The following is a 1,487-nucleotide window of genomic DNA, read 5'->3' on the forward strand; positions in this document are numbered from 1 at the left end:
GTCCTCGACGTGGAACCAGCGGTCCAGCGTCGCGTCCAGGCTGGGGGAGAGGTGCGCCCACAGCCGGGCCGGCAGCAGCGGCGCGAGGTCGGTCAGCAGCGCTGCCAGCTCCGCCGAGTCCGCCGGCGCGGCGAACGCCAGCAGCGTTGGCAGCTCCACCCCGTGGTAGAGCAGCGCTACCTGGTCGCCGCGGCGGAACCACGAGGTGTACGGCCAGAAGAAGTCGTCCAGGTCGCCGAGCTGGTAGGCGTGCAGCACCGGGTCGCGGCCCAGCAGCTCGGCCAGGACGGCCCGGTCGTGTTCGGCGCGTACCGGCATCCGCCGATGATCACACAGCGGCGCTCAGCAGCCGCGGCCAGCCTCGGGAAGGTTCTCGTGCGCCCAGCGGGCGAGGGCGTCCAGGGCCGGCAGCAGCGCCGCACCCCGGTCGGTGAGCTGGTAGCTGACCCCCAGCGGCGGGCCCTCTCGCACGGTGCGCGAGACCAGGCCCACCCGGGCCAGCTCGCCGAGCCGGTCGGACAGGACGGACTCGCTGATGCCGGGCAGGGCGCGGGTCAGCTCGGCGAAGCCGGCGGGACCGTTGGCCAGGGTCCCCAGCAGGACGCCGTTCCACCGCTTGCCGAGGAACGCGAACGCGCGCGCGAGGCCCCCGTCGCACGTCCTCGGCGTGCCGCCCAGCTCCGGACTGACCGTCATGCCTCCAGGATACGGGGCGCACCGACGGTTCAAGGGACTACTAAAAAGCTAGCTGCTACCGTTGCAGGAGTAAGTTCCCCTGGTAGAGCGAGGAAACCCCGATGAGCGACCTGATCACCCTGCACCCCGAGGCGCAGGCGCAACTGTTCACCGACGCCCGCACCGCCAACGCGTTCACCGACGAACCCGTCACCGACGAGCAGCTGCGCGCCATCTTCGAGCTCGCCAAGTACCCGCCGACCGCCGCCAACACGCAGCCCCTGCGGGTGCTCTTCATCCGCGACGGCGAACCCCGCGAGCGGCTGCTCACCCACATGGCCGAGGGCAACCGGGCCAAGACCGCCGCCGCGCCGGTCGTCGCCGTCCTCGCCGCCGACACCGACTTCCACGAGTTCATCCCGCGCGTCTTCCCGATCCGCCCCGAGATGCGCGACGGCCTCGCCGAGAACCCGCTGGCCCGCGAGCAGATGGCCCGGTTCAACGCCACCCTGCAGATCGGCTACTGGCTGCTCGCCGTCCGCGCCGCCGGCCTGGCCGCCGGCCCCATGGGCGGCTTCGACGCCGACGGCCTCGACAAGGAGTTCTTCGCCGACAGCAGCTGGCGCTCCCTGCTCGTGGTCAACCTCGGCAAGCCCGGCCCGGACGCCTGGTTCCCCCGGCTGCCCCGCCTCGACTACGACGACGTCGTCCGGCACGCCTGAACCGGCTCAGCCGGCGAACCACTGGTCGTAGCCGAGCTTCCCGACCAGCGCCAGCACCACCACCAGCAGCACCACCCGCACGAAGCCGGA

The 1,487-nt window shown here is 72.3% G+C and carries 2 protein-coding genes and 1 pseudogene; 1 reads left to right on the top strand and 2 read right to left on the bottom strand.

What is annotated here, in order from left to right:
• Together DKL51_RS31775 and DKL51_RS31780 are read right to left on the bottom strand one after the other, a co-directional pair.
• A pseudogene (locus tag DKL51_RS31775) lies at nucleotides 1-318 on the bottom strand (GNAT family N-acetyltransferase); the annotation flags it as partial.
• Nucleotides 319-342: 24 nt separating this feature from the next.
• Nucleotides 343-696: a winged helix-turn-helix transcriptional regulator gene (locus DKL51_RS31780; RefSeq protein WP_109947282.1), complete on the bottom strand. Its 354-nt coding sequence runs from the start codon at nucleotides 694-696 to the stop codon at nucleotides 343-345.
• A 101-nt stretch (nucleotides 697-797) separates the two neighbouring features.
• On the opposite strand from DKL51_RS31780, the gene DKL51_RS31785 reads away from it, so the two are divergent.
• Nucleotides 798-1,397, top strand: a complete 600-nt coding sequence (locus DKL51_RS31785; protein WP_124813132.1) for a malonic semialdehyde reductase — start codon at nucleotides 798-800, stop codon at nucleotides 1,395-1,397.
• Nucleotides 1,398-1,487 lie beyond the last annotated feature (90 nt).

It is taken from the genome of Micromonospora globispora, from assembly GCF_003857015.1.
GTDB classification, from domain to species: Bacteria; Actinomycetota; Actinomycetes; order Mycobacteriales; family Micromonosporaceae; genus Micromonospora; species Micromonospora globispora.

Bases quoted from the DNA above. Each gene is read 5' to 3' on its own strand.
- DKL51_RS31780 (WP_109947282.1), bottom strand. From the start codon at position 696: ATGACGGTCAGTCCGGAGCTGGGCGGCACGCCGAGGACGTGCGACGGG.
- DKL51_RS31785 (WP_124813132.1), top strand. From the start codon at position 798: ATGAGCGACCTGATCACCCTGCACCCCGAGGCGCAGGCGCAACTGTTC.